The sequence below is a fragment of the Aeribacillus sp. FSL K6-8394 genome, assembly GCF_038008865.1.
In the GTDB taxonomy this organism is placed as follows: domain Bacteria; phylum Bacillota; class Bacilli; order Bacillales; family Aeribacillaceae; genus Aeribacillus; species Aeribacillus composti.
The window spans coordinates 2,299,349-2,323,565 of the sequence record NZ_JBBPAA010000001.1; the positions used below are offsets into that span (position 1 = coordinate 2,299,349).

Consider the following 24,217-nt stretch of genomic DNA (forward strand, 5'->3'; position numbering starts at 1 on the left):
AGCCTGTAGAGATAGGCTGCGAGGTGATGAAGCAGGAAATTCTCATAGAAACATGGAGAAGCACGCCACTTTAGTGAGTGGTGTGAGGTTCCACCGCGGTAGAAAACTGCTAATCCATTTCCATAAAGAATTTTTGTAAACGTTCAGCAGCCATTCGATATGCCTTTTTCCTATCACGAGGACCAATTGCAATAACTTCCATTCTTATCGGCCGTCCTTCAACTGGCCGATAAATAACCCTAATATTTAATGACTTTGATTTAATCCTTGCAAAACCATGTAAGTCCCCATGTAAAGATTCAGCAACTCCGTCAGGCTTAAATAGGGGGCCTTGCTTAGCTCTTTTTAATATTTCTAATAAAACGGTTTGCCTATGTCCTTTGTTAATCGCTTTAATATCTTGTTTAACATCTTCAACAAATCTCAGATCGACATTATATTTTTCTAAAACCAATGCCTGCAAATCTTCAAGTGTCTTCACATCCATCTTCCTCTAATAATTTCATTAATTCATTTACATTCATATCGTCTTCATCAAAAATATCTGATAAGGTTTGATTTGCAGGTTTATCTTTACGTGCATAGGCTTCTTCCATAACGACTTGATCAAGCGCTTCTTCTAAAACTTCTTTCATTTGAAGCAATGTTTCAAAATAATCTATATTGACGACTACAGCTTGTGCATTTTTCTTTTTTGCATTTTGAATAACAAATACTTCATCTGTGAAACCATTGGAAAAAAGGTCCAGTATTTCTGATAATTTTTTTGTTCTCGAAATGTCCGTTACGCTTAAAACATTTGTTTTCAAAAAATGCAATGTATTCGTGTTAGCAATAGGATGTTGTTCTTTTTTCAATGTATGAACACCCACCTTCCATCCCCCTTTCCTTTAATATATGCATTATTAATCTATATTATACACGTAATTCTACACAAAAAACAACACATTTATATGCTTAAAATATACAAAGCAACATAAAATATCTTTCATTCTCTTCGCGAGTCCTGTTCCTAACAAACTGATAATGATAAATTTCAATATCCTTGTCAATGAACCCTCTTCTTTGTGCGGCCAGTAAGGTTTGATACATGTTTTCCTTTTCCACGACATTTAATGTAAATTCTGTTTTCAGGTCTTATACCTTTTTCACAAATATATTTAACCAAATTATAACCGATTCTTCGCAAATTTCCTTTTTCATCTGTTCCCAAATCATGATCCAACGAAAGAATATGCACATGTTGTTTCTTGATTTATGAAATGGCTTATTCATTGTTCCCACACCTATTAAGCCAATCGGAATGTCCGATAAATCATCCAAATATAGATTGATCCAACCATACTCTCGGAGAGGTTCAATGTACCAATCTGTATATGACCATCCCATCCGTTATATGCTTGATCCATACATATTTCATTTATTTTTGCACCGTTATTCAACAAAACCCTCGATATATCCACATATCCGAAATAGCATGCCGTGGATAGAGGGGTTTTTCCGATTTTATCTTTTCGGTTAATCCATCCACTTTTGGAATAACAGCTTGCAAGCAAAAATTTAGTTTATTCATGAATACCTCCCAATACAACAAGACTTTGGCCTTGTATTTACTCGTTTACTTCATAGTCTTGCAAATATGTCTTCAATCTGCTTTCCTCATTTGAATATATAGCTTCAAGATAATCCATCCCCTTTTTCTTTTTTTACTTTTATACGAATCCGCGAAGAAAAAAATCTTATTGTAGCTAGAGTATTCGATCAGTAAAAAGGCAATCCATTATGATCAACAGCTTGGTAAGAATCAAGAAATTGGAAATATCATGTATTTGCAAATATTGTCATGGATAGCTCAAAAGGGAAAAAAGCACCCATCGCTATTGGACGATGAATGCTTTCCATTGTTTATCGATTGCTTATTCAATAAAGAGCCTTACAAAGAATTACATGTAAATACACGAACAAAATGTTTATACGTAAAGCCGTATTTTCGGCAGTTTTTTTCAATTACATCTTTTCTCTTACGCCTTGATTCGAAACCCAAAAGTCACAGTCTACCCCTGAATTTATTTTCGCAAAAAAGGAGCTTAAAAATAGACAATAAATATTATTCATTAATTTTTTTCAAGGCCTCTTCATCTGCGATCACTGTCACATCATTATGCTGTCTTAAAATTGAAGCCGGAAACTCTTCAGAAATATCACTGTTACCCAATAGCCTTGCAAGGGCGTCCGCTTTCTTTTTACCAGAAACAATGTGGTTTGGCCCTTGTAATGATTTCACTAAACTGCTTTGCCTTATATTTTTCGAGTTGGTTCTCGCCTTTTTCTTCCCGCTTTTGTATAAAATACTCGCTGTTTTCTATTATGGTATTAAAAACATTAATAAAAATTTTGTAGAGTACTTTATCTTCAATGTGCGTATTGGTGCATCCCTTTTTCCCTTTCTCTGCATACTTCTTCCCGGAATATTCATAGAAGCTAATATTAGAAAAATTTCTAAGTGCATCAATTAAAATAACAAAATAATTATTTATTTTTCACTTGACATAACACCGCAGGTCTTTCTTTTTTAGGATTGTATCACAAATACTTTTTTGTAAGTCAAGATTGTGACCTTGTATTGTGATGTGTGTTGTGATAATAAAAAAGCTTGATTTATCAATGGTTAAGAGCACTTTTATCTCTGAAAAAAATTATTTTTAAATCCCTACCGGAATCACGTCATCGATGAAGATTTCCTGTTTTGGCTTAGCAATTCCAGTAAACTGCTTGTGGCATTCCCAAAAATCCATTAAATAACCCATTGGCATCAACCAGACTTCTTGCTCACTCCGATTTAAATACGATCACCCGCCTCATTTACGGAATATGTTTTCATATCCAATTTGATTTCATATTTCTTCATAAATTTCTAAAGCTCTTGAATCTAACTAATGATTTATCAACATTTGTCCAAGCAATTGGGTGATTCCATACATAAAGTAATATAGATTTTTTAGAGTGAGGTGAAGGTTTTGGCATATCATCCGAATTATCATCGTTGTATGAGAGGAATTGGGCGTCCATGTTCCATTCGAACAAATGATGGGCGAGTATATCGCGGAATTATTACAAGGGTAACTCCAACTCATGTTTATATTCGAGGTTTCCAAACTCCTGATTTTAGAGCTGGATTTGGATATGGTTACAATCCAGGCTGGGGATTTGTTGCAGGATTTGTCACCGGAATAGCACTCTCAGCGATTGTTGCCTTATCTTTTTTCCCATTCTGGTGGTAATAAGAGGTTTTCAAACTAAAGATAGGTTTATCTCATGAGTAGTATTAAATATTTAATAAACATATATTTTCTGCTAAACAAATTGTAAATTATCACTTTATTTCGGAACAAAAGAGCCATTTTTTTGCACATTCCTTCAGAAAGCCCTCTCCCCTTTTCTGAAAGAATGTGCTAAATTTTTTGTGAATTATTTCGGAAGAGAAAATCCATCGGTTCATAGGAGGGGGAGGAGGACGTGATTCAATTTCATGACTTTGGCATTGACGTCCAAACGTATGCAGAGCGTGGAAAAGAAAACGACTTCCCTCTTCTGAAAAAGTGTCCGCATTGCCGGGCCAAGCGCCCGTTGCACCGCCACGGTTACTATGAGCGAAACGCATTGACCCCACATGGTGATTATCGCATTTGGATTGTCCGGTATCGCTGTCGGGAATGCTTGAAGACGGTGAGTGTGCTGCCTTCCTTTCTCCTCCCGTATTTTCAGTATACGTTGTCCGCCATATGGCAAGTCGTGAAAGAGCAGTTGGGATTGACCGAGGGGACGAACCGGGCTCCGTTTCTCCCGACAAAGGACGGCATCATCTTTTATGTCCGACGGTTCTGCCGAAACCTATCAAGCCTTCACAGCTTTTTTGCGAGGCGGTGGAGGATCATAGGCCCTATCGTGAAAAAAGAAAAGGAACGGGCTTCCTGGTGGATCCGGACGTTGGAGAAACACGGTCTTGATTCGGTCATCAGAGACATGTGGGAGGACGGATTCCGACACCCTTTTGCGAATCAAATGGGATCCTGATTTTACATACATATCCTAAATTGGAAATAGTTGAGGTTCACAAACCTTTCCTATCGACGGAGAAAAAGCGATCCGGTACGATAAGGGCAGACGGACCGGAACGGTCCTGATTCCAAGTGAGACAAGGAGGAGATTCGAATGGATGAGTCGATGAGACACGACATTGCCCTGTTTCGGTACGGGCTAATCGCTCCGTTGGTGAATGGGCAGGTGGAACCGAAGACGTATCTGAAAGAGGTGAGCGAGCGAGTGCACCATGTTCCCCACCAGGGCGACAAACGAATCGCAGCCAAGACGATCCTCGATTGGTGCACCCGATACAAAAAAGGGGGCTTTGACGCCTTAAAGCCGAAGCGCCGTTCGGACCGCGGCCACTCAAGGCGTCTGTCGCCCGATGATGAGGATCATATTTTAGCCCTAAGAAAAGAACATCCCACCATGCCCGTGACGGTGTTCTACGAACACCTGATCGAGCAGGGGGAAATCCCAGAAAATCATACCTCTTACTTTACTATATACCGATTGTTGAAAAAACACAACCTTGTCGGGAAAGAAATCTTGCCCATGCCGGAGCGAAAGCGCTTTGCGTATGACCAGATCAATGAGCTTTGGCAAGGGGACTTATCCCATGGACCAACGATTCGAGTCAATGGGAAAGCCCAGAAAACGTTTTTGATCGCCTATATCGATGACTGCTCGCGGTTTGTGCCGTACGCGCAGTTTTTCCCTTCGGAGAAGTTTGACGGGCTGCGGATCGTCACGAAGGAAGCGGTGCTTCGTTGCGGGAAGCCGAAGCGCATTTACTCGGACAACGGGAAAATTTATCGATCCGAGGTGCTGCAGTATGCGTGCGCCGAGATGGGAATTACGCTCATCCACACCCAGCCGTATGACCCGCAAAGCAAAGGGAAAATCGAACGGTTCTTCCGCACCGTACAGACGCGGTTTTATCCGCTGCTGGAGTTGGATCCCCCGAAGTCGCTCGAAGAGCTGAACGAGCGCTTTTGGAGGTGGCTTGAAGAGGAGTATCATCGAAAACCGCACGCCTCGCTGGACGGAAAAACGCCGCATGAGGTGTTTCAATCGCAAGTGCATCTCGTGTCGTTCATCGAAGATAGCGATTGGCTGGATGCGATTTTTCTGAAGCGGGAGCACCGCAAGGTCAAAGCCGATGGAACGATCACCTTGAACAAGCAGCTGTATGAAGTGCCGCCCCGGTTCATTGGGCAATCGATTGAACTCCGCTATGACGAACGGGGCGTCTATGTGTACGAAGATGGAAGGAAGGTGGCGGAGGCCGTTCGGGTTCGTTTGGAGGACAACGCCTATGTAAAACGCCATCGGTCCCCGTTTGCGGCGATTCCGGCGAAGGAGGGAGAACACGGTGTATAAATCGTTTTACTCCCTTTCGCGGGAGCCGTTTGCGAAAGAAACAGACCCGTCCGAGGCGTATCAAGGGGCGTCGTTTCAGGAAGCGTTGCGGGCGATGGAGTACGTGAAACGAACCCGGGGGATCGGGCTGTTGATCGGAGAGCCGGGGGCGGGCAAGACGTTCGCCCTTCGGGCGCTGAAAGAATCATTGAATCCATCATTGTATCATGTCGTCTACTTTCCGTTATCCACCGGAGGCGTGATGGATTTTTACCGTGGTTTGGCCTTGGGATTAGGAGAGGAACCGAAGTACCGCAAGGTAGACCTCTTCCGCCAAATCCAGCAGGCGATCGAGCGATTGTATCATGAACGGCGGATCACGCCGGTGTTCATTTTGGACGAGATGCATTTAGCGAAGGATGCATTTTTACAGGACATCGCGATCTTGTTCAACTTTGAGATGGATTCGACCAACCCATTTGTCTTGATTTTGGCCGGGCTGCCCCATTTACAGGGGAAGCTGCGGCTCAATCAGCACCGCCCTCTCGACCAGCGGATCATCATGCGATACCGGATGGGGCCGCTGGAGAAGGAAGAGGTGGCGGGCTACATCAAGCATCGGATGAAACAGGCCGGGGCGAAGCACCCGATCTTCACCCCATCGGCGTTAGAGGCGATTGCCCTGCAGTCGCGGGGATGGCCTCGGGTGATCAACACGTTAGCCACGACGTGCCTGTTATACGGGTATCAGCTGAAAAAGGACGCCATTGACGAAGAAGTGGTGCGCATGGCCGCAGAGGAAATGGGGTATTAGCACGAAAGGGGCCGAATCGGCCTCTTTTGTGCTTTCTCTTTTCCATCGGTCCATCAGGCGCGCTGGAAATCTTCATCTGAAAGAGCGTGCAAACGTTCCGAAAGAATGTGCAAAATCCGGAACAATCCGCAAAAATTTTGCACATTATTTCCGAATCCGCCTGAAATAATTTGAAAAAGGGATTCTGAAATAATGTGCTAGTTTACAGCAAGCAAGCCAATCATCGAGCGAATGACATCGCTATGGGAAATGTGCACTTCTCGACGAACCGTTGGAAGCCGAAGTGCGTTTACCCGTTTATCCAGTTTCGTTCGATGGAGTAAGTAGCCAACGAGAGCAAGCCCAGCACTTGGGGTAATCGCTTCATCTGTCAATACAAACCGAATCGGGAAATCTTTCATCACATCACCTACTTGATGAAGAATCGTCAACGTCGTTTTCCCTTATCGTATCAACGGTTTGCGACCATTGTAAAGATGTTTTGTCACGGATTCAGGATAATTTTACCATAAGAAATCACTCATGTTGGATGTATAAGACTATGTATTCTATTTTTTAACATGTTCACCAAGTCTCCCACCTCTAAGCGAAGTGTAGGTGGGAGAGGTTCATTTATTTACTTTGCCCATATATTGCTTCCCTGCAGTCTGAAAAAACGATGAATACTATATCCCAGTCAGGGAATGACTTTTGTCTTATTTTCTATCTCTGGCGTCTCCATAATTTTCCGGTCGGCAGCCTTGCTTATTTCAGCCCGGTGGTTTTCCGCTTTTATCTTCTGCGGGTAATGATTGCTTGTCTCCATACGACAAACACCTCCATCAATCGAATGGAGTTATACATTCGATTTAGGAGGTGTCCGATTTTATTGGGTCACTTCATATTAAGGTTTTATTGATTAGACTAAATGCATCGGGCATATACAATAAATTATTTCACTTGTCCGTCCTTTAAGCCGCTCCAAAACGCAGCAACGATGGATAATAATACGACTAAGATCGGTGCGTACATGATTAAAAATGTTTGCATCGTAATTCCTCCCTACATTTGTCCTTTCACATATTTTTTGTTGAATAAAAATAGTTTCATTAACAGATACAGCGATGGAATAAGCAGGAACAATCCTACGATAAAGGCAATGACCAAAGCAATCGCCATTGTTTTGTTCGTAAAGCTGTCATAGATGGTCAAGTACGGATAGAGTAAATAAGGATAGTGTGAGAAACCATATGCGTAAAACGCAAACGCATATTGCAGCACCAAACTAATGAATGACCAGCCAAAATATCGCTTTTGAATTAATAGATGCAGTGATACAAGGAAAAAGCCGAAAGATACGACCAGCATCCATGATAAATCGAGCATTTTCGCAAAATGTTCCGCATTGTGATATTTTAATTGAAAAATAATCACAACTGCCGATAAAATGGTCGGGCCGCTCCACATAAGTGCATACTTTCTTAATAAATCCCTTGCCTGTTCATCACCAGCTTCATTAGCGTAGTAGGTTAAAAAGTTAGCCGAAATATAAAGAACACTAACAATGCTTAAGAGCACAATGCTCCATGTGAACGGACTTATCAATAATTTTTTATACAAAAGAACAGGCTGATTATTCACCATATCGACAAAACCGCCTTCAGAAATCGCCAGCACAATCGATAAAGAAGCTGGAATGAAAAGGCCGGTGACTCCATATAGAAATGTATAAAACTTATTGTCTTTTAGACCATATGTGCCAAACGCGTAGTACGAACCGCGAATCGCAAGGAGAATAATCGAAATACTTGCCGGAACTAATAGAATTGTCCCGTAATAATACGCCGTTTTCGGGAAAAAGCCGACAATACCGACAAAAAAGAAAACAAGAAACACATTCGTCACTTCCCATACGGGAGAAAGATAACGCTGAATAATTTTGTGAACCATATGCTTTTTCCTTGCCATATCGCTGTAGGCACTAAAGAAACCGGCACCAAAATCAATCGAGGCAACAATAATATAACCGAACAAGAATAACCATAAGACGGATATTCCGAGAATCTCTAACGTCATAAGTACTTCACCTTCTTCTCCAGCGAAAGATCTTCCAATTCTCTTTCGACGGGATTTTGCTTAAACATTTTGATTAAGACGGTGACACTGACCAGAGCTAAAACGATATAAACGGCTGAAAAAACAATAAGCAATACATCAACATAACCAGCCGATGTCGCCGCATCTGCCGTTTTCATATATCCTCGTAAAATCCACGGCTGTCTTCCCATTTCCGCAAAGAACCAGCCAATTTCAATCGCAATCATAGCTAAAGGCCCCGATAAAATAACAAGATTCATGAACCACTTATTCGCTGCAAAACTCCACCCCTTTTTCACGGCAAACCAGTACAATCCTGAAATGATGGTAAGCCACACACCAATGACGACCATCAAGTCGAATAAATAGTGAATATAAAGCGGCGGCCGCTCATCTTCCGGAATGTCATTTAATCCAATTACTTCTGCGCTTGGTGTATTGTGCGCCAAAATACTGAGGGCATAAGGAATTTTAATGCCATTTTCCACTTCATTTTTTTCATTTAACGTTCCGAATAAGATTAATGGAGCGTGTGTATCTGTCTCAAAGTGCCATTCCGCCGCAGCCAGTTTTTCCGGCTGATATTCGGCAAGAAACTTTCCTGATAAATCGCCAGCCACCATCGTCGCCAGCGAAAAGATAAAGGCGGCTTTCATCGTTAAATACAATGCTTTTTTATGATAAAGATGTTGATTGCCTTTTAGCAAATGGTATGCCGCGATAGATGCGAGAACAAAAGCAGATGTCATATAAGCTGTCGTGAGAACATGAGCAACTTTTGTCGGCATCGCCGGGTTAAACATCGCTACAAGCGGCTGAATATTGGTAATCATTCCATCTTTCATTTCAAAACCTTGAGGCGTATTCATAAATGCATTGACTACCGTAATAAAGAACGCCGATGCCGATGAACCAATAGCGACAGGAATTAATAATAAGAAATGTTTCTTTTGGTCTTTAAACCGGTCCCATGTATATAAATAAATACCCAAGAAAATCGCTTCAAAAAAGAACGCAAATGTTTCCATAAAGAGCGGGAGAGCTATGACCTGACCAGCCACTTCCATAAAGTTCGGCCAAAGCAGAGACAGCTGCAAGCCAATTGCCGTACCAGTGACAACCCCAACAGCAACAGTAATGACAAAACCTCTTGTCCATCTTCTCGCCAGTAAAATGTAATGTTCATCATTTTTGCGAATCCCAATCCATTGGGCAATTGCAATCATCAATGGAACGCCGACACCGATCGTGGCGTAAATAATATGAAAAACGAGTGTTAACTCTGTTAACAGCCTGCTAAAAAAAACCGGATCATAATTCCACATGACGGATTCCTCCTTCTAAGAAAAAATTCTCCCTATAAGCGAAAGAAACATAATAAACGCAACAACAAAGCTTAAAACAACTAACCTTTTTTCATGGAGTTTCCACATCGTTGATGCCTCCTCCATCTTTTTACTACTCATCATGTTAACAACCACATGTGTATAAATAATGAGCGGAGTTTGACATAATTATGCCAGTAAATGATATGTTGAAAGATTCTAACATCCAATTCTCTCAATAATTATTGTAGAAAATGTGCCCTTCGTTACTACATGGGGTATTCCCCCTATCCAAAGCAAGTTTATGAACACTTTGTGACAGTGGAAATGATGTTTATACTTTTCGTAAGGAAGACAAGCCCAATATATAAAGATAACTATCCTTTGCCCATCCGTTATTAGATGGCCGAGCAGCATAAGAAAGAAGCAATAGTTTCAGCAAACAACATGGAACAGATGATGTATTTTTCAACAATTTTATGAACAAAAAAGGGTATGAAGCACGGTTAAATCATTCTTCGCACTTTAGAGTTTTCTTATTCTGAAGAAGCCATAAAATAATGCAAGCATGGCATTTCATCATGTGCTGTTTTTCTTACAGACGAAATACAAAATCGAGTAGGAGGGAGCGATTAACTCCCGTCCTCTCACACCACCGTACGTACGGTTCCGTATACGGCGGTTCAATTAAGATAATTGACGCAAGTCTTTATAACTTCCGTGAATAGCTGTTCTCTTTATGCCAGTGGTCACTCCACCCTCCAAGAGGTCTCCCACGGGATTCACCGCTTCCTCCCTCAAGTGAGGTACTACGTTTTCTGTGTTCATCATGACTCACTGAATGCCAAGGGCTATTCTCTCTTAATTGTTCGGTCCTTCTTAGTTGTTCTAGACCAACTAATACTATGACCTCTGCTGACTTCTGACGGTTCAGCTACTTATCACTAAGTAGGTTATGAAGAGTACTTCACATATCCGCCAGACCTCCCCGGGTAAGTACATGCACTTTCACACCATCTATCCGCCTCATTTACTCGATATGACCTTCGACAGAAAGAGCTTTGTTTTGTTATGCAAACTCACTCAATTATACCTAGCCTTATATGAGGTTCGTGTTCCTCGGACCGGTGTTTTGCCTCCAGCTTCCTTCAGATTCCGCGTCACCACGGACACCCTTGCTCTTGGCTAACCTCTACTTCTGTCTTCGGGGTTCGGGACTTACACCCTATAGTTCATGTACATGCCGGGCGCACATAAAAAACGGGGCTGACCTCCATAAAGGTCAGCCGCCACATCGATCAATATATGCATGAATCGGTAAAATCAGACCAGTCCCTCTCTTTCTATCAGTCTATTCTTTTTACTGAAAAATCTCATACCATATTTTAACAACCGTTCCTGCAATGAGGACAAGCAACACCATTTCAAGTATTTTCGTGTTCATTTTTTTACTTAACTGCGCTCCTAAAGGCGCAGCAATGAGACTGGCAACAACCATAACCATCGACGGAACGAGCAGCATATGACCACCAAACATCTTTCCAATGGTGGCTCCAATGGAAGAAATAAATGTAATCGCCAACGATGAGCCGATCGCAATGCGCGTAGGAATTTTTAAAATGACAAGCATGACCGGCACAATAATAAAAGCACCCGCTGCCCCGACAATTCCCGAAGCAACGCCGATAATAAAAGCAAAAAAGATCGCATAAAATCTATTAAACTTTAATTCACTAGCCGGGATATCACAATTGGACGCCGGCTTGGGAAATAACATTAAAATCGCTGCTAATAAAGCCAATATGGCGTAAACAAAATTAATTATGTCATCGCTTAAAAATTTCGAACCGTATCCCCCGATAAAACTCCCAATCACAATGGAAGTTCCCATATAAAGAACGAGCGGGAAAGAAATATACCCTCCTTTCTTAAATACAAACATTGCGGCAAATGTTGCAAAAAATACTTGAATGGCACTGATGGCAGATACCTCTTGTGCCGTAAAAGCCGCAAATCCAAGTAAAGGAGGGATATATAATAACATCGGGTATTTAATAATCGATCCTCCAATTCCTACCATCCCTGACAAAATAGAGCCAATCGCTCCGATAAAAAACAAAAGGATGATAAACGAAATCGAGTATTCCATGATGAATAGCCTCCCCCGCTACAGTAAGTCAATAAAATTATTTTTAATCGCATACTTAATTAGTTCGTGTTTATCTTTTAAATCTAACTTTTGCATAATATTGGCTTTGTGATTTTCTACTGTTTTCGGACTGATGTTCAACTGTTTGGCAATTTGCACATTGGTATACCCGAGAGAAGTTAACCGGACAATTTCTTGCTCCCGCTTTGTCAATACCGATTTCGGTTCCTCTTCTTTCGAAAGTCTCTGCAGCTGACTTTCCGGTATTTTCGTTCGGTAAAAGAGTTTCCCTCTTAATACAGCCTGCATCGCTTCATATAATTCATTGGCCTGGCTATTCTTCAGCAAATATCCATGTATCTGATGCTGCAGCGCTTTTCTCACATAAATCTCTTCATCATGCATCGTCAGTAAAATGATTTTGCTATTTTTAACTTCAGAGAGAAGCGTCTTGGACGCTGTAAATCCATCCAAACCGTCAGGCATTGATAAATCCATTAAAATAATGTCCGGTTCATGCTTAATCGCCAGCATAATCGCTTCTGAGCCATCACTAGCCTCTGCCACGACCTCAACGTCAGGAAATTCTTCTAATAAGAGTCTGATGCCTTTACGAATTAGTACATGATCGTCAACGATTAATACCTTCATCTTTAAACCCCGCTCCAATCGGTATTTCAATGGCAATGATGGTACCATAGTTGATTTTTGAGTAAATTTCCGTCGTTCCGCCCACTTGGGAAATTCGCTCTTGTATATGCCTTAAGCCTAATCCTTCCTTTTTTTCTTCCATATCAAAGCCTACACCGTCATCCATCACCTTGATATACAAAAAGTCCTCTTTTTTTTCGATTCTTACGTTGACATGCTTCGCTTTTGAATATTTCATCAAATTGTGCAATGCTTCTTGAATAACGCGATACACATTAATCTCAATTGTTGGAGGCAATCGTTCTTCAACATTCGTGTAAAAGGAAAACTTCGTGTTTGGCATTTTCGTTTGGAGCGACTGAATTAATGATTCAATCGTCGGAATTAACCCTAATTCATCTAAACTTTTCGGCCGCAATTGTTGCGAATACAATTTAACATCTTCCATTACCTTTCCCAACTCTTGGCGTACTTCATGAATATACTCATGCAATTTTTCGTCTTTCACCCGTTGGATAATATTGTCCAAGGCAATTGCAATGCTGTACAGTGATTGTCCGACACCATCATGCAGTTCTTGTGCAAGCCTTTTATGCTCGATTTCTTTCGCTTCCGTTAACTGCTTCAGCATCAGTTTGGACATACGCGCTTCTTCTTCTTTCTTTTTTAACGTTTGATCACGAAGCACAAGCAAGTAATATTTCTCATCTGTTTCCTCATCTTCTAAGATGAGGGCGGTACTCATCTCCACATCAATCAAATTTCCATGATAAGTTGGCATTTCTGATAAAAAGTAAGGAACTTCTTCTGTTGAAATTAAATAACATCGTTCCTCGCCTTCTGCCACTTCCCGCTGTTGACAAAACGAACAATAAGGGACTTTGTCATGAATATTCCAGCCCGTTAACCGCTTCGCAGCCGGATTCATTTCAATAATCTCCCTAGCCTGATTCATTACAATGATTCCGTCTTGAATATAATGGAAAATTTTATCTAAAAATTCATGCTTATCCTTTCTCATCAATGGTCTCTCCCTACTAAATACTCCACTATGTATACGATCTTAAACGATATATGAAAATTTATGCAGATAGAATGTGGGGAACATTGGATGAAGGGAGAAAACAGGAATGGAAAGCTAAGGGTCAGACCTCACAACACAATACATAGGACATCATATGGGATAAATGAACGATATATTGTGAGACATACGTGAGGTCAGACCCTTATGAGACAACTTCACAACTACAAAAATTGAAACGTAATATAAGTTAGAACACTATATGATGTACATTGTGCATAAGTAAAATCACTTATGCGCCAGCTGCAATTCTTATTCAAACTACTTCAATACTGGTAACTTCTCTCTTGTCCAAGCTAAATATCCGCCTTTTAAATTAAGGACATTCTTGAATCCATTAGCTTGCAGTAAGCTTGCCGCAATAGCGGAACGAGCACCGGAACGGCACTGTACAATGTAAGTCTTACCTTTTGGAAGCTCGTGTAAGCGGTCTAATAGCGTGCCAAGCATAATATGTTGAGCAGATTCAATTCTTCCTTCATCCCACTCAGTTTGGTTACGAACATCGATGAGGCAGTAATTGTCATCTTTTAAATAGTTTTGTAATTGATGAACATCAATTTCTTCGTAGTTTTCAAGCTTTTCCTGATCCGCTAAAGCAACAGATGGTTCAATCGTTGCAACGACACGATCAAGACCGATAGAAGCTAGTGCTTTTCGAATATCCATGATATCTTTTTCTTCTGCAATGAGTACAATGTCTTGGTCATAAGTAATGAGCCATCCAGCCCAGTTTGTAAAAGATTTATTGAACGGAATATTTATCGAACCTTTATAGTGAGCTTGCGCAAACTGATCAGATGGACGAGTATCTAAAATGACTGTGCCCTCACCGTATGTTTCTAAATCGGCTGCGCTTGTTAAAGCAGGAACAGGCGCATAATTTAAATAAGCAGGTCCGATTTTATTCACTTTTTTCATCATTGCAAAATATTTTGGCGGTTCAGGCTGACCTTGCAGCAATGTTTTCACAAACTCTTCTTCATCTTCAATGCGAAGTGCCCAGTTGTTTAATTTCTCATATCCTACCGTAGACACAGGGACAGCTCCAAGCGCTTTACCGCAAGCACTTCCTGCACCATGAGCTGGCCACACTTGCAAATAGTCAGGGAGCTCTTTGAATTTTTTCAATGACTGGAACATCTGTCTTGCACCAATATCCGCAGTACCTACTACTCCTGCTGCTTTTTCAAGCAAGTCTGGCCGGCCGATGTCTCCTACGAAAACAAAATCGCCTGTAAAGATTCCCATTGGTTCTATGGAGCCCCCGCCTTTATCTGTCAAAATGAATGAGATGCTTTCAGGTGTATGACCAGGTGTGTGAATGACCTTAAACTCTACATTGCCAACTGTAAATGTGCTGCCTTCTTTTACAAGAACATAATTGACTTCATCTATATATTGGTATTTCCAGTTTTCATCCCCTTCATCTGAAAGGTATAACGTAGCACCGCATTGTTTTGCTAATTCTTTTGCTCCTGAAACGAAATCAGCATGAATATGTGTTTCTGTAGCTGCCGTAATTTTAAGCCCTTCTTTTTCCGCTGTACGGATGTATTGCTCTACATTGCGCGCTGGATCAATAACAATAGCCTCCCCCGTTCTTTGGCAGCCGACTAAATAAGACATGTGTGCCAAGTATTCATCGAAAAATGAACGAAATAACATCGCTTATCCCTCTCCCTATTTACTTTGTTTATTTATAACTTCCAGCAATGCTTCTAAATATTTAAAACCGTTTTGCACTGCTGGATTTTTTAACAAACGATACATGCGGAGTAACGATACATGAGATGTATCTTTTTCATTTTTAAATCGTTCATTTGTTTCTTTAATAATGTGCAACCCTTTTTCCATAGGAACGATATCTTTAAAGCATTTAAGCGCATATTCCACAGATTGCGAATCCGTTATTACATTTTGCACAAAAAGAAGCAATTCTTCTGCTTTTCCTAAAAGCTGCACAAGTCTTGGCAGCATTTGCATCATCGTAATGATGGTTTCAAGATGTTCTTTTGTCAGATGCAGACTTTCTACCTTTTCCTCTACTTGATTTACTAGATTTGTTAATGACTTTTTATCATGGAGCGTATAGCTAATAAATTCAATCTTTTCTTCGACAGATTGGATAGCCGCTGTTAACTCAGGGAGTTTTTTTACAAGATAGTGCATGGATTCTATTTGTTCGGGCTTTTCCAGCTCTTGAAGAACCGCCTCGATTTCAGAATCCTTTTTAAGTGTCATCATAATTCTCCCCCTTTCTATTTCCGATTACATTAAGCCTTTTAGCATTCCGTTCCAGTACATAATTGGCAATAAGTTCTTTTTCATTAAATACATGCTCATTCTTTCTTTAGATTGATCGATCGGGAATGATTCTTGTGGGTTTTTATTATAATCAAACTCCGCAAGAACGAGCTTGTTGTAACCTGTGACTAACGGACAAGACGTGTATCCGTCATATTTCGCCCTCATCTCTTTGCCATTCATTAAAGCAAGTAAATTTTCCACGACAACCGGTGCTTGTTTACGGATTGCTGCCCCTGTTTTCGAAGTTGGCAGGTTTGTACAATCTCCGGCACCAAAAATATTTTTATATTTTTTATGTCTTAATGTGTATTGGTCTACATCCACCCAGCCGTCTTGATCAGCAATTGGGCTTTTCGCGATAAACTCATGCGGCCCCATCGGTGGTGTAACATGAATCATGTCGTAATTGAGCGTAAATGTTTCATTTGTATCTAAATGCTGGAATGCTGCCTTTTTCCTGTTGCCGTCGATTTCAACAAGATCGACACGATATTTAGTTTCAATTCCTTTTCTTTCAATGACTTTTTCCAGTGTGTCGGCATAGCGTTTAACCGCAAAAATGTTTGGCAGTCCAGAGGCAAAAATGATTTTTGTGTTGTCGCGAACACCGGATTGTCTGAAATAATCATCTGCTAAATACATAATTTTTTGTGGCGCACCGCCGCACTTCACCTGTGTGCTTGGCTGTGTAAAAATGGCCGTTCCCCCGTTAAAGTTGCGGATATTTTCCCATGTGCTTTGTACATATTGATACGAGTAGTTGCTGCAGACACCATTTTTGCCAATCGTTTCTTTAAGTCCTTTAATTTTGTCCCAATAAATTTCTACACCAGTCGCAACGACTAAATACTCGTAAAGAATGCGAGTACCTTCTTTTGTCATCACTGTGTTTTTTTCCGGTAAAAACTTCTCTGCTGACTCTTTTAACCACTTGACTCCTTCAGGAATTAATGTTTCTTGATCTCTGACAGAGTCTTCAACATCCGCAGCCCCACCGCCAACTAAGGTCCATAAAGGCTGATAATAGTGTTTATCTGATGGATCGATAATTACAACTTTATCTTTAAGCGAAGGAGCTTTTCTTACTAATCGAGCCGCAATGGAAATGCCGGCTGAACCAGCTCCGACAACCGCAACAGTTGTTTGAAACATTGTAGCCATGAATGTCCCCTCCTTTTTGTATTCGCTTACATTGGTAAAATTGAGGCTCAATTTCATTGTATTCGCTTTTAAATAAAATACCTATAGGGGAATCCCCTTATATTTTCACATTATTAAAAGTCACTAGCATTGCAGTAATTAAATCTGATGATTCAAAATACTAAGAATGTTCAATTTTTTATTGATTTCGAAACAAAAAAATCCTTTACAATGGAAGTACAGGTGGTTCCTGTCCAAATCCAATCGTAAAGGATAACTATTATGGACAAGAATACACTAATTTCATCATTTGGTAAATGGGTTTCACCCATAAATATTCAAAAACTTAGCGAACAAGTCAAAGAATTGAAACAGGACTATTACACAAAAAAGCTGACAACAGAAGCCTATATTAAACTTTTATTGGTAGCCCAACTGCTCGAATTTAAGAGCTTAGAGGAAATGAGTGATGCACTTGTAGACGAAGATCTTCAAAAAGCACTCGGATTTGAATCGATAAGTGCCTCTCAGCTATCCCGAAAAAACAATCAGATCAACCCACTAATTCTTGCAAATTTGTTCTTGGATCTTGTTTGGAAAATTCAACGGTACCATTATAAAAACGGAAAGAATATGCCACTGAAAATCATTGATTCGAGTACACTCCCGTTGAATTTGACCAATTATAAATGGGCAAAATTCCGTAAAACAAAAGCTGGTGTAAAGCTACACTTACGGCTCGTTTTCATGGATAAAGACACCGTCTATCCTGAAAAAGCAGTGATTACGACAGCAAAAGAACATGACCGAAATCAACTCGAAGTCCTAGTGGATGATAAAGAAGCCATGTATGTGTTTGACCGCGGTTATGTGGACTATGAACGTTTTGACCGGATGACAGATGATGGCTATTTCTTCGTTTCAAGACTGAAGAAAAACGCAGTCATTCGTGAAGTCTATACATTTTCACTTCCTGATGATTGTCACGTTCTATCCGATAAAATGGTCTACATTGGTACCACACAAAATCGTACTGAAAATGTCTATCGTCTACTAGAAGTTATGGACACAAAAGGGAACTTACTTCGTTTAATTACCAACCGATTTGATTTAAAAGCAGAAGAGATAAGTGATATTTACCGATCTCGCTGGGCTATTGAACTCTTTTTCAAATGGCTTAAGCAACACGTAGAAATTAAGCACTTTTATGGAATGAGTGAAACAGCTATTCAAAATCAAATTTTCTTAGCCCTTATCACGTATTGCTTACATGTTCTCATTCAATTGGAGATGAAAAGTAAGAAATCCCTACTTCGAATTACTCGTTGGTTAAAGAGAGCTCTGTGGAAACCAGCTTATGTTTGGTTGCGAAAATTTGATGGGCGAGCCAGTCCATAATCTCCCTTTTGTCGTTGTCGCTCTGATTTAACTGTATATATTTACCAAATGGGCAGTGCCACCTTTCTTTAGGTTTTGTCTTTTTGGCACAAATTCACAAAAAATAATTAACAGAAAATTCTAACTATATTTATGCAATGCTAATGCCTTAAAATATAAAAAAACAAAGATATAATGTATTCAAAATTAATCCTTAAAAAGATCTCCAAACAAAAAATTAAATACTGACTCCGTAACCCGACAAAAAGCGAAAACCGCAGAGGTTACTAAGCCACTTAATGTATGTGGATGTGGCTGGGTACTCTGCGGTTTTTATTTTTAGACTTACCTTTAAATGAAAGGAGCCAACTATCATGAAGAAACAATTAAATTCTATAGAACGCATTTACAGTGACCCTAAAGTAACCTTTTCTGAACTTATTAAATCCATTATTAATCAGTAGCATTGCATTAAGTTAATTTTAATTTGTCAAGCCCAATTTTATGTTAAATTTCATCTTTTTGGATATAAAAAAACTCCTTATAATTAGGATTGGCAGTCCTATCCAAATCCTAAGAATAAGGAGAAACCATTATGGATAAGAATACCACAGAATCCACAATAAATGAACTATTTAAAGAGATCGATCCAATAACTTTTTCAAAACTAATTAATGTGATTGACGTTGACAAATACATTAAAAAATTAACGGTGTATAAGTTTTTACAACTTTGTATCATCGCTCAGATAAATGAATTGGAAAGCTTAACAAAATTGGCCAAACATTTGAAAGACAAGGAAGAGTTGCAGACATATCTGGAATTTGATGCAATTAGTACTTCGCAACTTTCTCGCAAATTAGGCCAATTATCCCCTCAACTGTTTGAAAAAGTATTTAAATATCTGGTCTTAAAGATCCAAGGGCAAATGAAAAATGCCCCGATCATCCGAAACATTGGTCGTCTTCTGGTCATTGATTCTACCACGATGAGCATGAGTTTGAGCCAATATCCATGGGCAACTTTTCGTAAGACAAAGGCTGGTGTTCGACTCCATTTAAAGGTTGTTGTAACGAAGGATATCACTGTTCCGGATCAAGGGATTATCTTACCCGCGAAACATGCCGATCGCACACAGATGGACGAACTCATTGAAATCGATCCAAATGCGATTTACTTGTTTGATCGAGGGTATGTCGATTACAAACAGTTCGACCGCTTATGCCGAGAAGGGGTGCGATTCATTACCCGGCTTAAAAAGAACGCAGAGATTGAAGTTTTATCGGAACGGATTCCCAATCCAGAACGTTTGATTTATAGGGATCAGATTGTCATTTTAGGAAATGACCGTAATCATACCAAAATGACTCATCCTCTCCGATTGATCGAAACGGTCGACAGCGAAGGGAATCCCGTGATCATCATAACCAATTGCTTTGATCTTTCTGCGGAAGAGATTGCAGATTTATACCGATATCGCTGGAAGATAGAGACCTTCTTTAAATGGATGAAACAGCACCTTAAGATAAAAAGATTTTATGGAAAAAGTCAAAATGCCGTTTACAATCAAATTTGGATCGCCCTAATCACCTATTGCTTACAGGCCATGCTCCAATTAAAAGTGAATCACGATGGTCCTTTATTAGAGATCAAGCGAACTTTACAGAATCTGCTTTTTAAAGGTTTTGACTGTTTTGTTCGCTCCCTTTTTAAAAAGCCAATTCGAACGTCCAACGGTCGGAAAAAATACCATTGGGAAAAAGATTTTGAAACCATCGTGTACCAATTTGAAGAAGGGGAGGTGGAACACCTAGACGATTTAGTTTATGATCCAATGTTTCTGTAATATATTACCAAATTGTGGAAATGGACTGCCGATTAAGACGTCATTGTCCTTTTAAGCTTGCTTAGAAAGATTGTATGTCTGAATATTCAGTTACATGAAATAACTGGAATTTTTATTGAGCTTGACAAACATTAAATTTTTTTATGCAACGCTACTGATTATTAATAATAAAATTGACGAAATTGTCAATAATGCTAAAAAGGTGAACACTGCTACATCTCAATTTAGCAAGGAAGGATTGAATGCGAAATGAGATGTGGCGTTTATGTACGAGTTTCTTCTGATAAGTTAGAACAACAAGCTTCTTTACAGTATCAAAAAGAATTGTTCTACAACTACATCGCAGATAAAGGCTGGGATTTGTATGAAGTTTACATCGATGTTGAATCAGGAACTACAGCAAAGCGCAAAAATCTGCAGCGATTAATTGACGATGCAATGAACAAAAAAATCGATGTTATTTTAGCCAAAGAGCTTTCGCGTTTAGCGAGAAACGGAGAACTATCTTATCAAATCAAAAATCTTTGTGAAAATCACGGGGTTCACATCATTACGCTAGATGGAGCTATTAACACCTTACAAGGAAATACACACATGTTCGGTCTTTATGCTTGGATGTATGAACAAGAAGCTCAACGCACCAGTGAACGAGTAAAAGAAACTCTCAAGACCCGTGCTAAAAAAGGGCTTTTTAAAGGAAGTACGCCCCCTTACGGATATACAATCAAAGATGGAAAATTGCACATACGAGATGATGAAACCCCAAACATTGTTCGCAGAATTTTCAATGAATATCTGGCAGGCTATGGACGCGATTCAATAGCAAGAAGACTCTATAACGAAGGGATACCAACACCAGCTGAAGTGGCTGGAAAAAAGAATGCGGGCGACAAATGGAACGATTCCACCATCAAACTCATTTTAACCAACCCGCACTATACAGGCGATTTGGTCCAAGGACGTACAACGACTGTGAGTGTTACAAACAACAAACGGAAAAAGGCGTCTGATGAGGAGCTAATTATTATTCCAAACGCTCATGAGCCGATTATTCCAAGAGACGTATTTGAAGCTGTACAACATCAGATGAAATTACGTTCAAAAACCATTCCTGCTCCAAAACGGCACCTATTTACGAATATCGCCTATTGCGCTGATTGCGGCAAAGGCATGTGGTATCGCTCAAATCGCAAAGGTTATGTGTGCGGTGGATATGCCAGATTCGGCAAAAAAGCTTGCAGCAGCCATGTCATCAAAGAGGAAGTGCTTAAACAAACCATCATTCATGACATCCAGTCTCTCATGCAGCAAATTGATAAGGAATATTATTTAACTGTAGTTGAGCAATTTTCATTACAATAATTACCATGTAAAAAGAGACAAACGGAGTACCCCTTATGCCACATGAAGCTGTTTTTTAACGACATCAATGGGAATATCTTGTTTCGCTGCATCGTAAATAAACTCCACGAGGCTATGTCCTTTCTTCTTTCGAAGGAAGTCAAGCCCGGTAGAGAAATCGCTGTTGGATTCGACCATACTGTACACATAAGCGAGTTGCACCAAGATCCAATACCGTTTCACCGCCCGACGCCCGCGAACGCGGTACCCATCGAGCTTCAGCTGGTCTTTCGCTTGTCGAAAAAAGCATTCGATCGACCAACGCTGGGCATAGTAGCGCAAGATCTCTTCATCGCTTAGCTCCCGGTCGGTGCTCAAGACGCAGTGAAGATGTTCAGGTGTCATCGGCTGATCGGCTTTCCAAGCCAACAACACAACGGCATCATCGAGACCTTTCAGCGCTCCCTCGTAGCGATACACGCGATAACGCTCTTCTCCCACCGTGACGAGATGGGTGTCGTTCGGTTCGATATAGCGGGCAAACTGTTTGGCTTGGATGGCGATGCCTTTTGGATAAAGAACCCGATTCGTCTTGAGCATCGCAATGACGTGGAATCCTTTTTTCAGGCAGGCTTCCACGAGTGTTTTCGATGGGTACCAAGAATCCATCAGCACATAAACAGAACCGTGCACATCCAAAGAAGAAAGCATCTCGATGGCCCATTGACCCTTGCTTTTCCCATCCGCCTTGTCGTAGAGGCGAAACGCAAAGGGAAAGGCTTGCGTCATCGTATGAACCATGAGCCAGACGAGAGAGTGTCCCCAAATCGACTTTTTGTCCGCGTGAGAATAATGCCAATTACACCCTTCAATAGCGTGTTTCGCCTGTGACGAAGGCTTCGTTTTTCGGCAGATCGTATCATCGATCGAAACAAAAATGGGGTGATTCTCTCGCTTGGCCGTTCGTTCCACATGACGAAGCATCCACTGCTGGAGTTTGCGAAGCAAGATTTCTTCATCCCAAGGGCTTTTCGTGAAAAAATGGCTCAGTGTCGTTCGATGGTTGGGATGAAAGCTCTCATGATGCAGATCGGTCAAGGTTCCCACAAATCCTTTCGTTGTCAGCGCATCGATAATATGAACGAGATGCTTCATGACCGGCTTAGAGAAATAAAGGGCCAGCCCCAACATTGCGAAAAACTTGTCGATTCCTTGGTGATGTGGTAGTCTATTCATGAGACATGAACCTCCTTGAGAATGGTTTGGTGACACATCTATTCTAATCAAGGAATCGGGTTCATGTCTCCTTTTTTGTTCGGATGTAAATTTATGTTAGTGAATTTGCTCATCTACAGTTAAATTAATCAATCACTTTCGATTTAGTGACCTCCCCTTTTTTCCTGAAATGGAGCGTACTCCTCATCAAAACACATAAACCAGTAGCCCGACTCATCTTGTGTGCAAATAGCAGTTCTTACTTCATTTAATCCCGTTAGCGTAAAATAATAGGCACAAACTCGTTCTAAATCCAGTTCGTTATCATAGTAACGATAAATCATTAAAGCATTCGACTTTTGAACCGCATTCTTTTGAATAACTAAATCGTTAAGAAAATCAATTCTTTCAGGCGATTCTATGTTTTGTATACCTATCACATTATGAGGAACATAACCTTCTTCTGTTAAGGAGAAAAGTTTTTCAATCGTATCAACATCTTTATTCCAGACGTTTTCTCGTTCTAAATGAAGGGCAAGGTACAAGAAGTTTTCATCATCAATTCGTGCATCCCACTTCCACCAAGATAAATCCATCGGTCTGGAACGCCCTTTCAATTTATCAAATTTAGAATCTTCTATGAATACATCAAAACCAAGCATTTCCCCTAAATTAGCAAAATAATCGATTTCTCTTTTGGTGAACATGGATCGATTATGTAAATGTGATAAGTTCATTCTTCGGTAATTTCGTACATAGCCCTCAAAAAATTGCATCAGATTGAAATATTGTTTTTCCAACATCATTATTCATCCTCTTTCTTAGCTTTTTATTATCGCAAGTGATACGCTAAATCGATGTATGGTCTAATTTGTTCAAAATTATCTACCCATTCCAATCTTCTGTATGCTTCATGCGGATATTTATCAATCTCATAGTCCTTCCGATCAAATCTCAACTGGTCTTTCTTCCATGTTCTCCATCCTTAATAGGTATTATATTCCATATAAAGGGAAAGAGGGAGAAAGAACTGACCTTAAACTCCTTGCTATATTTATATTTCTTTCATACTTCTTTGTCTCTTTCCTTTTCCCTACCCCCTTATTTTCATCCTAACTATGTTCAGTCAAAATAAACTTTTGCTAAAATTCCACGCTCCAACCCGCATTCTTTCGCTCACAGTTAAAATAAAGTCTTGCTACAAATCCCGCATTTTCTCGATTTTTGATTCAATTTTTTGCCCGATTTTTTCGCACAACTTTATTTTCATTTTCGCAAGAGTTTATTTTTAATCGCAAATGTTTATTTTTTATCTACAACATCAATGTTCAGTAATAATAAACCCTTGCTACACCACACCCCTTCATCCCTCATTCCTACGCTCCCTATATTTTTCCATTCATAATAAAGTCGTTCACGAATCGCTCGTTTTCCCGATTTTTTCTTC

The 24,217-nt window shown here is 40.2% G+C and carries 25 protein-coding genes and 1 pseudogene; 7 read left to right on the plus strand and 19 right to left on the minus strand.

What is annotated here, in order from left to right; all coding sequences use genetic code 11:
• Positions 1 to 109: 109 nt before the first annotated feature.
• The 5 genes from NSR00_RS10865 to NSR00_RS10880 all read right to left on the minus strand — a co-directional run bounded on the left by NSR00_RS10865 (position 110) and on the right by NSR00_RS10880 (position 2,284).
• Positions 110 to 481 (minus strand): hypothetical protein, encoded by a 372-nt coding sequence (locus NSR00_RS10865; protein ID WP_063388777.1) that lies wholly within the window; start codon positions 479 to 481, stop codon positions 110 to 112.
• Positions 468 to 857 carry a hypothetical protein gene (locus tag NSR00_RS10870; protein ID WP_235600474.1) on the minus strand — a complete coding sequence of 130 codons (390 nt, stop codon included), beginning with the start codon at positions 855 to 857 and terminating at the stop codon, positions 468 to 470. Before NSR00_RS10870 ends, NSR00_RS10865 begins: the two co-directional genes overlap by 14 nt.
• A 191-nt stretch (positions 858 to 1,048) precedes the next feature.
• Positions 1,049 to 1,240, minus strand: coding sequence for a cyclic-phosphate processing receiver domain-containing protein (locus NSR00_RS10875; protein ID WP_314736878.1), 192 nt, complete (start codon positions 1,238 to 1,240; stop codon positions 1,049 to 1,051).
• Between the two features lie 49 nt (positions 1,241 to 1,289).
• Entirely contained in the window at positions 1,290 to 1,556 is a 267-nt protein-coding gene (locus tag NSR00_RS18090; RefSeq protein ID WP_395994390.1) for a hypothetical protein, read from the minus strand.
• A 551-nt stretch (positions 1,557 to 2,107) separates the two neighbouring features.
• Positions 2,108 to 2,284 carry a hypothetical protein gene (locus NSR00_RS10880; RefSeq protein WP_340788712.1) on the minus strand — a complete coding sequence of 59 codons (177 nt, stop codon included), beginning with the start codon at positions 2,282 to 2,284 and terminating at the stop codon, positions 2,108 to 2,110.
• Positions 2,285 to 3,017: 733 nt separating this feature from the next.
• Between NSR00_RS10880 and NSR00_RS10885 the strand changes: the two genes are divergently transcribed.
• The 4 genes from NSR00_RS10885 (at position 3,018) to NSR00_RS10900 (ending at position 6,259) form a co-directional block, all read left to right on the plus strand.
• Positions 3,018 to 3,281, plus strand: a complete 264-nt coding sequence (locus NSR00_RS10885; protein ID WP_340788714.1) for a hypothetical protein — start codon at positions 3,018 to 3,020, stop codon at positions 3,279 to 3,281.
• Positions 3,282 to 3,516: 235 nt separating this feature from the next.
• Positions 3,517 to 4,074: a DUF6431 domain-containing protein gene (locus tag NSR00_RS10890; protein ID WP_014195999.1), complete on the plus strand. Its 558-nt coding sequence runs from the start codon at positions 3,517 to 3,519 to the stop codon at positions 4,072 to 4,074.
• Between the two features lie 138 nt (positions 4,075 to 4,212).
• Positions 4,213 to 5,466, plus strand: coding sequence for an IS481 family transposase (locus NSR00_RS10895; protein WP_021292743.1), 1,254 nt, complete (start codon positions 4,213 to 4,215; stop codon positions 5,464 to 5,466).
• Positions 5,459 to 6,259: an ExeA family protein gene (locus NSR00_RS10900; protein WP_340787332.1), complete on the plus strand. Its 801-nt coding sequence runs from the start codon at positions 5,459 to 5,461 to the stop codon at positions 6,257 to 6,259. Before NSR00_RS10895 ends, NSR00_RS10900 begins: the two co-directional genes overlap by 8 nt.
• 206 nt (positions 6,260 to 6,465) lie before the next feature.
• Here NSR00_RS10900 and NSR00_RS10905 read toward each other — a convergent pair.
• The 11 genes and pseudogenes from NSR00_RS10905 to NSR00_RS10950 form a co-directional block, all read right to left on the minus strand.
• Positions 6,466 to 6,660: pseudogene (locus NSR00_RS10905) on the minus strand (IS1380 family transposase); the annotation flags it as partial.
• A 275-nt stretch (positions 6,661 to 6,935) separates the two neighbouring features.
• Positions 6,936 to 7,064, minus strand: coding sequence for a hypothetical protein (locus NSR00_RS10910; RefSeq protein WP_327848786.1), 129 nt, complete (start codon positions 7,062 to 7,064; stop codon positions 6,936 to 6,938).
• A gap of 125 nt (positions 7,065 to 7,189) precedes the next feature.
• A complete protein-coding gene (cydS, locus tag NSR00_RS18095) occupies positions 7,190 to 7,288 on the minus strand; it encodes a cytochrome bd oxidase small subunit CydS (protein ID WP_412674473.1) in 99 nt (32 codons plus the stop codon).
• Between the two features lie 12 nt (positions 7,289 to 7,300).
• Positions 7,301 to 8,314: a cytochrome d ubiquinol oxidase subunit II gene (locus NSR00_RS10915; RefSeq protein WP_327848785.1), complete on the minus strand. Its 1,014-nt coding sequence runs from the start codon at positions 8,312 to 8,314 to the stop codon at positions 7,301 to 7,303.
• Complete coding sequence (locus tag NSR00_RS10920) at positions 8,311 to 9,660, minus strand: cytochrome ubiquinol oxidase subunit I (RefSeq protein ID WP_327848784.1); 1,350 nt, start codon at positions 9,658 to 9,660, stop codon at positions 8,311 to 8,313. The genes NSR00_RS10915 and NSR00_RS10920 overlap by 4 nt, the downstream gene beginning before the upstream one ends.
• Positions 9,661 to 11,020: 1,360 nt before the next feature.
• Positions 11,021 to 11,809, minus strand: coding sequence for a sulfite exporter TauE/SafE family protein (locus tag NSR00_RS10925; RefSeq protein WP_340788730.1), 789 nt, complete (start codon positions 11,807 to 11,809; stop codon positions 11,021 to 11,023).
• An 18-nt stretch (positions 11,810 to 11,827) separates the two neighbouring features.
• A complete protein-coding gene (locus NSR00_RS10930; protein WP_327848409.1) occupies positions 11,828 to 12,460 on the minus strand; it encodes a response regulator transcription factor in 633 nt (210 codons plus the stop codon).
• Positions 12,441 to 13,481, minus strand: coding sequence for a sensor histidine kinase (locus tag NSR00_RS10935; protein ID WP_327848411.1), 1,041 nt, complete (start codon positions 13,479 to 13,481; stop codon positions 12,441 to 12,443). The genes NSR00_RS10930 and NSR00_RS10935 overlap by 20 nt, the downstream gene beginning before the upstream one ends.
• A gap of 321 nt (positions 13,482 to 13,802) precedes the next feature.
• Positions 13,803 to 15,209: an MBL fold metallo-hydrolase gene (locus tag NSR00_RS10940; RefSeq protein WP_327848413.1), complete on the minus strand. Its 1,407-nt coding sequence runs from the start codon at positions 15,207 to 15,209 to the stop codon at positions 13,803 to 13,805.
• 15 nt (positions 15,210 to 15,224) lie between these two features.
• On the minus strand, positions 15,225 to 15,785 hold the full coding sequence (locus NSR00_RS10945; protein WP_327848414.1) for a hypothetical protein: 561 nt from the start codon (positions 15,783 to 15,785) through the stop codon (positions 15,225 to 15,227).
• Positions 15,786 to 15,812: 27 nt separating this feature from the next.
• Positions 15,813 to 17,012 carry an NAD(P)/FAD-dependent oxidoreductase gene (locus NSR00_RS10950; RefSeq protein WP_327848416.1) on the minus strand — a complete coding sequence of 400 codons (1,200 nt, stop codon included), beginning with the start codon at positions 17,010 to 17,012 and terminating at the stop codon, positions 15,813 to 15,815.
• A 261-nt stretch (positions 17,013 to 17,273) separates the two neighbouring features.
• Here NSR00_RS10950 and NSR00_RS10955 point away from each other — a divergent pair, with 261 nt between their 5' ends.
• The 3 genes from NSR00_RS10955 to NSR00_RS10965 all read left to right on the plus strand — a co-directional run bounded on the left by NSR00_RS10955 (position 17,274) and on the right by NSR00_RS10965 (position 21,576).
• Positions 17,274 to 18,389, plus strand: coding sequence for an IS4 family transposase (locus NSR00_RS10955; protein WP_340786703.1), 1,116 nt, complete (start codon positions 17,274 to 17,276; stop codon positions 18,387 to 18,389).
• Positions 18,390 to 18,963: 574 nt separating this feature from the next.
• Positions 18,964 to 20,214 carry an IS4 family transposase gene (locus NSR00_RS10960; RefSeq protein ID WP_340786714.1) on the plus strand — a complete coding sequence of 417 codons (1,251 nt, stop codon included), beginning with the start codon at positions 18,964 to 18,966 and terminating at the stop codon, positions 20,212 to 20,214.
• 249 nt (positions 20,215 to 20,463) lie between these two features.
• Positions 20,464 to 21,576 carry a recombinase family protein gene (locus NSR00_RS10965; protein ID WP_340788739.1) on the plus strand — a complete coding sequence of 371 codons (1,113 nt, stop codon included), beginning with the start codon at positions 20,464 to 20,466 and terminating at the stop codon, positions 21,574 to 21,576.
• Positions 21,577 to 21,609: 33 nt separating this feature from the next.
• Here NSR00_RS10965 and NSR00_RS10970 read toward each other — a convergent pair whose 3' ends face one another.
• The 3 genes from NSR00_RS10970 to NSR00_RS10980 all read right to left on the minus strand — a co-directional run bounded on the left by NSR00_RS10970 (position 21,610) and on the right by NSR00_RS10980 (position 23,728).
• Entirely contained in the window at positions 21,610 to 22,791 is a 1,182-nt protein-coding gene (locus NSR00_RS10970; protein WP_340786448.1) for an IS701 family transposase, read from the minus strand.
• Between the two features lie 143 nt (positions 22,792 to 22,934).
• Positions 22,935 to 23,576, minus strand: a complete 642-nt coding sequence (locus NSR00_RS10975) for a hypothetical protein (protein WP_340788741.1) — start codon at positions 23,574 to 23,576, stop codon at positions 22,935 to 22,937.
• A gap of 26 nt (positions 23,577 to 23,602) precedes the next feature.
• The gene (locus NSR00_RS10980; protein WP_340788743.1) at positions 23,603 to 23,728 is read right to left on the minus strand and encodes a hypothetical protein; all 126 of its coding nucleotides are present in this window, start codon (positions 23,726 to 23,728) and stop codon (positions 23,603 to 23,605) included.
• Positions 23,729 to 24,217 lie beyond the last annotated feature (489 nt).

Bases quoted from the DNA above. Each gene is read 5' to 3' on its own strand.
- cydS (WP_412674473.1), bottom strand. From the start codon at position 7,288: ATGCAAACATTTTTAATCATGTACGCACCGATCTTAGTCGTATTATTA.
- NSR00_RS10945 (WP_327848414.1), bottom strand. From the start codon at position 15,785: ATGACACTTAAAAAGGATTCTGAAATCGAGGCGGTTCTTCAAGAGCTG.
- NSR00_RS10965 (WP_340788739.1), top strand. From the start codon at position 20,464: ATGAGATGTGGCGTTTATGTACGAGTTTCTTCTGATAAGTTAGAACAA.
- NSR00_RS10940 (WP_327848413.1), bottom strand. From the start codon at position 15,209: ATGTTATTTCGTTCATTTTTCGATGAATACTTGGCACACATGTCTTAT.
- NSR00_RS10970 (WP_340786448.1), bottom strand. From the start codon at position 22,791: ATGAATAGACTACCACATCACCAAGGAATCGACAAGTTTTTCGCAATG.
- NSR00_RS10920 (WP_327848784.1), bottom strand. From the start codon at position 9,660: ATGTGGAATTATGATCCGGTTTTTTTTAGCAGGCTGTTAACAGAGTTA.
- NSR00_RS10960 (WP_340786714.1), top strand. From the start codon at position 18,964: ATGGATAAGAATACCACAGAATCCACAATAAATGAACTATTTAAAGAG.
- NSR00_RS10925 (WP_340788730.1), bottom strand. From the start codon at position 11,809: ATGGAATACTCGATTTCGTTTATCATCCTTTTGTTTTTTATCGGAGCG.
- NSR00_RS10975 (WP_340788741.1), bottom strand. From the start codon at position 23,576: ATGATGTTGGAAAAACAATATTTCAATCTGATGCAATTTTTTGAGGGC.
- NSR00_RS10930 (WP_327848409.1), bottom strand. From the start codon at position 12,460: ATGAAGGTATTAATCGTTGACGATCATGTACTAATTCGTAAAGGCATC.
- NSR00_RS10955 (WP_340786703.1), top strand. From the start codon at position 17,274: ATGGACAAGAATACACTAATTTCATCATTTGGTAAATGGGTTTCACCC.
- NSR00_RS10935 (WP_327848411.1), bottom strand. From the start codon at position 13,481: ATGAGAAAGGATAAGCATGAATTTTTAGATAAAATTTTCCATTATATT.
- NSR00_RS10950 (WP_327848416.1), bottom strand. From the start codon at position 17,012: ATGGCTACAATGTTTCAAACAACTGTTGCGGTTGTCGGAGCTGGTTCA.
- NSR00_RS10910 (WP_327848786.1), bottom strand. From the start codon at position 7,064: ATGGAGACAAGCAATCATTACCCGCAGAAGATAAAAGCGGAAAACCAC.
- NSR00_RS10915 (WP_327848785.1), bottom strand. From the start codon at position 8,314: ATGACGTTAGAGATTCTCGGAATATCCGTCTTATGGTTATTCTTGTTC.
- NSR00_RS10895 (WP_021292743.1), top strand. From the start codon at position 4,213: ATGGATGAGTCGATGAGACACGACATTGCCCTGTTTCGGTACGGGCTA.